Raw genomic sequence first — 8,137 nt, forward strand, 5'->3', positions numbered from 1 at the left:
CCCCCGGTGACCGCCCCCTCCGAGGGCGCCCCGGCCACCGCCGTCCCCACCTACGCCCCCGGCGAGCTGGCGGCCCTGGCCGCCCGGCACGGCCTGAAGGTCAGCGGCGCCCGGCCGTCGCTGCCCCAGTACGTCCAGCAGCTCTGGGGACGCCGGCACTTCATCACGGCGTTCGCGACGGCCAAGCTGACGGCCCAGTACAGCCAGGCGAAGCTCGGCCAGATCTGGCAGATCATGACGCCGCTGCTGAACGCGACGGTCTACTACTTCATCTTCGGCGTCCTGATGAACACCAAGCACGGGGTGGAGGACTTCGTCCCGTTCCTGGTCACCGGGGTCTTCATCTGGACGTTCACCAGCAGCTCGATCACCGCGGGCACGCGGGCGATCAGCGGCAACATCGGCCTGGTGCGGGCCCTGCACTTCCCGCGCGCCTCGCTGCCGGTGGCGCTGGCCCTCCAGCAGCTCCAGCAACTGCTGTTCTCGCTGGGCGCGCTGACCCTGATCCTGCTGGCGTTCGGCCAGTACCCGCGCCCGACCTGGCTGCTGGCCGTCCCGGCGCTGGCGCTCCAGGCGCTGTTCAACACCGGCCTGTCGATGGCCATGGCCCGCCTGACGGCGAAGACCCCCGACATCGCCCAGCTGACCCCGTTCGTGCTGCGCACCTGGATGTACTCGTCCGGCGTGATGTGGAGCCTGGACCACCTGCTGGCCGGCGACCGGGTGCCGCGGGCGGTGCTGCTGGTGCTGGAGTACAACCCGGCGGCGCTCTTCATCAACCTCATGCGGTACGCGCTCATCGACAGCTACACGTGGGAGCAGCTGCCGCCTCTGGCCTGGGCGGCAGCGGCCGGCTGGGCGCTGCTGTGCGGGGTGGCGGGATTCGTGTACTTCTGGAAGGCCGAGGAGACGTACGGACGTGGCTGACAACAGGAACACCACCGGGTACCACCGGGTCCCGACGGTCGTCGTCGACGACGTCCACATCACGTACACGGTCCACGGCGCGCGTACGGGCAGGGGCAGCGCGACCTCGGCGCTCAGCCGGCTCACCTCGCGTCGCCGCAACCCCGGCGCACGCCAGGTGCACGCCGTGAAGGGGGTCAGCTTCGCCGCGTACAAGGGCGAGGCGATCGGCCTGATCGGCTCCAACGGCTCGGGCAAGTCGACCCTGCTGAAGGCGGTCGCGGGCCTGCTCCCGCCGACCCGGGGCAAGGTCCACACCCAGGGCCAGCCGTCGCTGCTCGGCGTGAACGCGGCGCTGATGGGCGACCTGACCGGCGAGCGCAACGTGGTGCTGGGCGGGCTGGCGATGGGCATGACGCGCGAGCAGATCCGCGCACGCTACGACGAGATCGTCGACTTCTCCGGCATCAACGAGAAGGGCGACTTCATCACGCTGCCGATGCGTACGTACTCCTCCGGCATGGGCGCCCGTCTCCGCTTCTCCATCGCGGCCGCCAAGAGCCACGACGTCCTCCTGATCGACGAGGCCCTGTCCACGGGCGACGCGAAGTTCCAGCGCCGCAGCAAGGACCGCATCAAGGAACTGCGCGCGGAGGCGGGCACGGTCTTCCTGGTCAGCCACAGCAACAAGTCGATCACCGAGACCTGCGACCGCGCACTGTGGCTGGAGGCGGGCACGCTGAGGATGGACGGCCCGGCCAAGGAGGTGGTGAAGGCCTACGAGGCCTTCACCAAGCGCAAGTAACCGACCCCGTCCGGCCACTTCCAGCCGACCCGGCCACCCTCGGCCCGCCCGGCGATTGAGGGCATCTTTCCAGCCCGTCCGGCGCTTGAGGACACACCCCCCACGCCGAGGGGCCGGCACCCACCAGGTGCCGGCCCCTCGGACGTACAACGAACAACCCCTACGCGTGCGTACGCAACAACGTCCGCATCGTCCGCATGGCCACCGACAGATTCGCCAGATCGAACGCATCCGACCCCTGGATCTCCTCCAGCGTCGACCGCGACCGAGCCAGGATCGCCGCGTTCTTCTCCTCCCACGCCCGGAACCGCTCCTCCGGCGTCGAGGACCCGTTCCCCACGCTCAGCACGTCCGACGTGAGCGCCGCGTGCGCCGCGTACAGGTCCTCGCGAATGGACGCGCGGGCCATGGACTGCCAGCGGTCGGCCCGCGGCAGCTCGATGATCCGGTCCATGAGCTGCGTGATCCGCAACCGGTCCGCGAGGTCGTAGTAGACCTCGGCGACCTCCAGCGGCTCCTTGCCCGTACGGTCGGCGATGGCCACGATGTCCAGCGCCGGGAAGGCGGAGGAGAATCCGGCCACCCGGACCGCCAGCTCGTCCGGTACTCCCGCGGCCGTGAGCTCGTCGAGGATCGAGTGGTACCAGTCCAGGTCGGCGCCCCGGACCAGCTTGGGCAGTTCGTTCCAGACCTGCTCGACGCCGTCCCGGAACAGGTCGATGGTCTCCGCGATGGCGACGGGCTGCGGCCGGTTGCCCAGCAGCCAGCGCGAACCGCGCTCGACCAGCCGCCGCGAGTGCAGCCGGATCCGGGTCTGGACGTCGGCCGCGACCTTGTTGTCGAGCTCCTCGACCGCGTCCCACACCTGCGACAGACCGAAGATCTCGCGGGCGGTGAACTGGGCCCGGACGATCTCCTCGATCGACGCCCCGGTCTCCTCCCGCAGCCGGTGCAGGAAGGTCGAACCGGCGGTGTTCACCGTGTCGTTGACCAGGACCGTCGTGATGATCTCGCGCCGCAGCGCGTGCCCGTCGACCGCCTCGGGGAACCGCTCGCGCAGCGCGCTCGGGAAGTAGGCGTGCACCAGCTTCTGCAGGTGCGGGTCGTCCGGCAGGACGGTGGAGATCAGCTCGTCCGCCGTCGTGATCTTCGTGTAGGCGAGCAGAACGGCCAGCTCGGGCTGGCTCAGCCCCTTCTCGTTGCTGAGCAGCTCCCGGATGTGCCGGTCGGCGGGCAGGAACTCCAGCGCCCGGTCCAGCGCACCGTCGCGCTCCAGCCGCCGCATGAAGCGCTGCTGGGCGTGGAGCAGCGAGGGCGCCTGCGCGGAGGCGTTGGAGAGGGCGACGTTCTGCGCGTAGTTGTTGCGCAGGACGAGCGCGCCGACCTCGTCGGTCATGTCGGCGAGCAGCTTGTTGCGCTGCTTGACCGTCATGTCGCCGTCCCGGACGAGACCGTTGAGCAGGATCTTGATGTTCACCTCGTGGTCGGAGGTGTCCACGCCGGCGCTGTTGTCGATCGCGTCGGTGTTGATCCGGCCGCCGTTGCGGGCGAACTCGATCCGGCCGAGCTGGGTGGCGCCGAGGTTGCCGCCCTCGCCGACGACCTTGGCCCGCAGGTCCTCGCCGTTGACGCGGATCGCGTCGTTGGCCTTGTCACCGACGTCGGCGTTCGACTCGGAGACGGCCTTGATGTACGTGCCGATGCCACCGTTCCACACCAGGTCGACGGGGGCCTTGAGGATGGTCTTCATCAGGTCGGCGGGCGTCATCTTGCTCACCGACGCGTCGATGCCGAGCGCTTCGCGGATGTGCGCGTTGAGCGGGATGGACTTGGCGCTGCGCGGGTGGATGCCGCCGCCCGCGGAGAGCAGGTCGGTGTTGTAGTCGGCCCAGGAGCTGCGCGGCAGGTCGAACAGGCGGCGCCGCTCGGCGTACGAGGTGGCGGCGTCCGGGTTCGGGTCGATGAAGATGTGCCGGTGGTCGAAGGCGGCGACCAGGCGGATGTGCTCGGAGAGCAGCATGCCGTTACCGAAGACGTCGCCGGACATGTCGCCGACGCCGACGACGGTGAAGTCCTCGGTCTGGGTGTCGTGGCCCAGCTCCCGGAAGTGCCGCTTGACGGACTCCCAGGCGCCCCGGGCGGTGATGCCCATGCCCTTGTGGTCGTAGCCGGCCGAACCGCCGGAGGCGAACGCGTCGCCGAGCCAGAAGTTGTAGGCGACGGCGACCTCGTTGGCGATGTCGGAGAAGCTCGCGGTGCCCTTGTCGGCGGCGACGACGAGGTAGGTGTCGTCCTCGTCGTGGCGGACGACGTCGGTGGGCGGCACGACCTCGCCGGCGACCATGTTGTCGGTGATGTCGAGCAGCGCGGAGATGAACGTGCGGTAGGCGGCGATGCCCTCGGCGAACCAGGCGTCGCGGTCCACGGACGGGTCCGGGAGCTGCTTGGCGACGAAGCCGCCCTTGGCGCCGACGGGCACGATGACGGTGTTCTTCACCATCTGCGCCTTGACCAGTCCGAGGATCTCCGTACGGAAGTCCTCGCGCCGGTCCGACCAGCGCAGCCCACCGCGGGCGACCTTGCCGAAGCGCAGGTGGACGCCCTCGACGCGCGGCGAGTAGACCCAGATCTCGTACGCCGGCCGGGGCGCGGGCAGGTCCGGGATGGCCTGCGGGTCGAACTTCATCGAGACGTAGGAGTGCGGCGTGCCGTCCTCCGTGTGCTGGAAGAAGTTGGTACGCAGGGTGGCCTTGATGACGGTGAGGAAGGACCGCAGGATCCGGTCCTCGTCGAGCGAGGCGACCTGGTCCAGGGCCCCGTCCAGCTCCTCCAGGAGGCCGTCGGTCAGCTCGGTACCGGCGCTCTGCCTGCCGGGCGACATCCGCGCCTCGAAGAGCGAGACGAGCAGCCGGGTGGTGTGGACGTTGTTGCGGAGCGTGGACTCCATGTAGTCCTGGCTGAAGGGGGATCCGGCCTGCCGCAGGTACTTCGCGTAGGCGCGCAGCACCATGGCCTGGCGCCAGTTCAGCCCGGCGCCGAGGACCAGCGCGTTGAAGCCGTCGTTCTCCGCCTCGCCCTTCCAGACGGCGGCGAAGGCCTCCTGGAAGCGGGCGCGGGCGTCGTCGGCGAGGTAGTTGCCGTTGCCGTTGACCAGAGGCATCCGCAGCCCGAAGTCGTAGATCCAGGCGTGAGTGCGGTCCGCGCAGCGCAGCTCGTACGGCCGCTCGTCGACGACCTCGACACCGAGCTGCTGGAGGGCCGGGAGGACGGCGGAGAGGGAGACCTGCTCACCGGTCCGGTAGATCTTGAAGCGGCGCTCACCGGGGCCCGCGCCGACGGGCTCGTACAGGCTGAGGGCGAAGTCCTTCTCAGTCTCCCGGAGGGTCTCGAGGTGGACCAGGTCGGAGACGGCGGCGCGCGGCGAGTGGTCGGCCTTGTACCCCTCGGGGAACGAGTGGCCGTACTGGCGCTGGAGTTCGGCGGCGCGCTCCTCGCCCAGCTCGGCGTTGAGGGCTTCTCCGAAGCCGTCGGCCCAGGAGCGGGCGGCCTCGACGAGGCGGGCCTCGATGCGGTCGGCGTCGGCGTCGGTGAGGTGCGGCAGCTCGGTGCCGGCGGGGACCCGGATGACGAAGTGCAGCCGGGAGAGGATCGACTCGGTGTTCCAGGCGGTGAAGTCGACGCTGGTGCCGCCGAGCTCCTCCTTGAGGATGTCGATCAGCCGCAGGCGCACGGCGGTGGTGTAGCGGTCGCGCGGCAGGTAGACGATCGCCGAGTAGTAGCGCCCGTACTCGTCCTGACGCAGGTAGAGCCGCAGCCGGCGGCGCTCCTGGAGGTAGAGGACGGAGGTCGCGATGGCGCGGAGCTGGTCGACGGGCGTCTGGAACAGCTCGTCGCGCGGGTAGGTCTCCAGGATCTGAAGCAGGTCGCGCCCGTCGTGGCTGTTGTACGAGAAGCCGGCGCCCTCGACGACCTCGGCGACCTTGCGGCGGATGACGGGCACCCGGCGCACGGACTCGGTGTACGCGGCGGAGGAGAAGAGGCCGAGGAAGCGGCGCTCGCCGACGACGTTGCCCTTGGCGTCGAACTTCTTCACGCCGACGTAGTCGAGGTAGCTGGGACGGTGCACGGTGGCCCGGCTGTTGGCCTTCGTCAGGACGAGGAGCTTGTGCTCGCGGGCCTTGGCGCGGACGTCGGCGGGGAGCCGGTCGAAGGACGGGCTGACCGGGTGGGCCTCGTCCTCGCTGTGCTGCGGGTCGGAGCGCAGGATGCCCAGCCCGGTGCCGGGGACGGCGGCCAGCGCGTCGCTGTCCTTCAGCTCGTACTCGCGGTAGCCGAGGAAGGTGAAGTGGTCGGCTGCCAGCCAGCGCAGCAGCTCGCGGGCCTCCTCGACCTCCTCGTCGGCGAGGTCGTCGAGCGGCTCGCCCGGCAGGTCGTCGGCGATCCGGAGGGCGGCGTCGCGCATCTTCCCCCAGTCCTCGACGGTCTCCCGCACGTCGGACAGGACGCGCAGCAGGTCGGCGGTGATCTGCTGGAGGTCGGCGCGGTCGGTCTCACGGTCGATCTCGACGTGGATCCAGGACTCGACGAGCGCGTCGTGCGGCAGCTCGCTCTTCCCGTCCTTGGCGCTCTTGCCGCCCTGGCCGCTCTTGGCCGCCTTCGGGATGCCGGGACCGCCGGAGAGGACCTCGATGAGCTTGCCGGTGACATCGCGGCGGACGGTGACCTGCGGGTGGATCACGAGGTGGATGCCGCGGTCCTGCCGGGACAGCTCGTTGGTGACGGAGTCCACGAGGAAGGGCATGTCGTCGGTGACGACCTCGACGACGGAGTGGCTGCAGGCCCAGCCGTTCTCCTCGACGGTCGGGGTGTGCACCCGGACGTTCGCGGTGCCCTGGGGACGGTTCTCGGCGAGCCGGTAGTGCGAGGCGGCCGCACCGAAGATGTCGACCGGGTCACGGCCGCTGAGGTCTTCCGGAGCCGTGTGCAGGTAGTAGCGCTGGAGGTAGGCGAGCACCGTGTCCTGACCGGCGGAGGCGGCCGCGTCGGCCCCGGCGGCGGAGACCCGCGCCCGGGGGGCACCTCCCGGGCCACCGACACCACCGCCCGGACCGTTGTCAGCTACCTTGGCGGCCCCTGCGAGCAGCTCGGCCTTGGCTTCGTCCAGCTTGGTCTGCATGTCCTCTGGCTCCTGTCGCGCGCCGTTGCGTGACGTAGGTGAGAAAAGCGACGTACCGCCACGACGCGAGGTTTCCGGTCTGGGTCGACGCTATGCCGCTTCGGGAGTTCCCCGGGACCACATGGGCCATTTTTGACGGCCGGTCCGGAGTCGGGAGATCGCGGATCGCCCGGGTGCGGTGGCACTCCGGGCGGCGGCCGGGGGCTTCGCTGCCCCCGAGGCGTATCGCGCTGATCACGGCACCAGGCTATCTCTCCCGCACCCCACCGCGTCATGAGCTGCTTGTGTACAAAAGAACCCCCCGAACTTTGACACTCTGGACAGTGCGCCGCGCCGCCTTGGCGAACTCCGGGAACCGGGGCAATCTGTGGATAACGCCCGAATCAGGCCACCGGCAGACCGCGAGCCGACCCGCCGGGGCCGATCGCCCCCGAGGAGTCCGCCATGCCGCAGAAGATCCTCATCGTCACCGGCGACGCCGCCGAGTCGCTCGAAGTGCTCTACCCGTACCAGCGACTGCTGGAGGAGGGGTACGAGGTCGACATCGCGGCCCCCGAGCGCAAGACGCTGCGCTTCGTGGTCCATGACTTCGAGCCCGGCTTCGACACGTACACGGAGAAGCCCGGTTACACCTGGCCCGCCGACCTGTCCTTCGCCGAGGTCGACCCCGGGGCCTACATCGCCCTGGTGATCCCCGGCGGCCGGGCCCCCGAGTACCTCCGCAACAACGCCGAGCTGCGGAAGATCGTCGGCGCCTTCTTCTCCGCGGACCGCCCGGTGGCCCAGATCTGCCACGGCCCCCTGATCACCGCCGCCACCGGCAACCTCAGCGGCCGCACCGTCACGGCGTACCCGGCGCTGGAACCGGACATGCAGAGCGCGGGAGCGACGTTCCAGGACACGGAGGCGGTGGTGGACGGCCCCCTGGTCTCGTCGAGAGCGTGGCCGGACCACGCGGCATGGATGCGAGAGTTCCTGAAGGTGCTCCGCTCAAGCCCGTCCGGCACACCTTCCAGCCCGTCCGGCGCTTGAGTACATCTTTGAGCTCAGCCACACCCCGCCCCGCAGGGCGCCTGTCCAGCCCGTCCGGCGCTTGAGGACCGGGGCCCGGGGCAGCGCCCCGAAGACCCGCACCACCGCACCCCGCACCGCTGGCCAAAAAAAACCCTTACGCGGCAAACGTCTCCGCCAACGCCACCGCCTCCCCCAGACTGTCCACCACCGGCACCCCCGCCCCCTCCAGACTGCTC

Annotated in this window: 4 protein-coding genes and 1 pseudogene; 3 read left to right on the forward strand and 2 right to left on the reverse strand. The window is 70.1% G+C overall.

Going from position 1 to position 8,137, the window contains the following annotated elements; genetic code table 11:
• The first annotated feature begins 6 nt into the window (after window positions 1-6).
• Together D3105_RS30365 and D3105_RS30370 are read left to right on the forward strand one after the other, a co-directional pair.
• Entirely contained in the window at window positions 7-927 is a 921-nt protein-coding gene (locus tag D3105_RS30365; RefSeq protein WP_118906127.1) for an ABC transporter permease, read from the forward strand.
• Window positions 920-1,711: an ABC transporter ATP-binding protein gene (locus tag D3105_RS30370; RefSeq protein WP_118906124.1), complete on the forward strand. Its 792-nt coding sequence runs from the start codon at window positions 920-922 to the stop codon at window positions 1,709-1,711. The genes D3105_RS30365 and D3105_RS30370 overlap by 8 nt, the downstream gene beginning before the upstream one ends.
• 160 nt (window positions 1,712-1,871) lie before the next feature.
• Here D3105_RS30370 and D3105_RS30375 read toward each other — a convergent pair whose 3' ends face one another.
• Window positions 1,872-6,887, reverse strand: a complete 5,016-nt coding sequence (locus D3105_RS30375; RefSeq protein WP_118906125.1) for an NAD-glutamate dehydrogenase — start codon at window positions 6,885-6,887, stop codon at window positions 1,872-1,874.
• Between the two features lie 444 nt (window positions 6,888-7,331).
• On the opposite strand from D3105_RS30375, the gene D3105_RS30380 reads away from it, so the two are divergent.
• Window positions 7,332-7,919, forward strand: a complete 588-nt coding sequence (locus tag D3105_RS30380; RefSeq protein ID WP_118906126.1) for a DJ-1/PfpI family protein — start codon at window positions 7,332-7,334, stop codon at window positions 7,917-7,919.
• Between the two features lie 136 nt (window positions 7,920-8,055).
• On the opposite strand, the pseudogene D3105_RS35925 reads toward D3105_RS30380, so the two are convergent.
• Window positions 8,056-8,137 (reverse strand): annotated as a pseudogene (locus D3105_RS35925) (HAD family hydrolase); the annotation flags it as partial.

Origin of the sequence: Streptomyces globisporus (assembly GCF_003501885.1) — a bacterium.
Classification (GTDB): Bacteria; Actinomycetota; Actinomycetes; order Streptomycetales; family Streptomycetaceae; genus Streptomyces; species Streptomyces globisporus_D.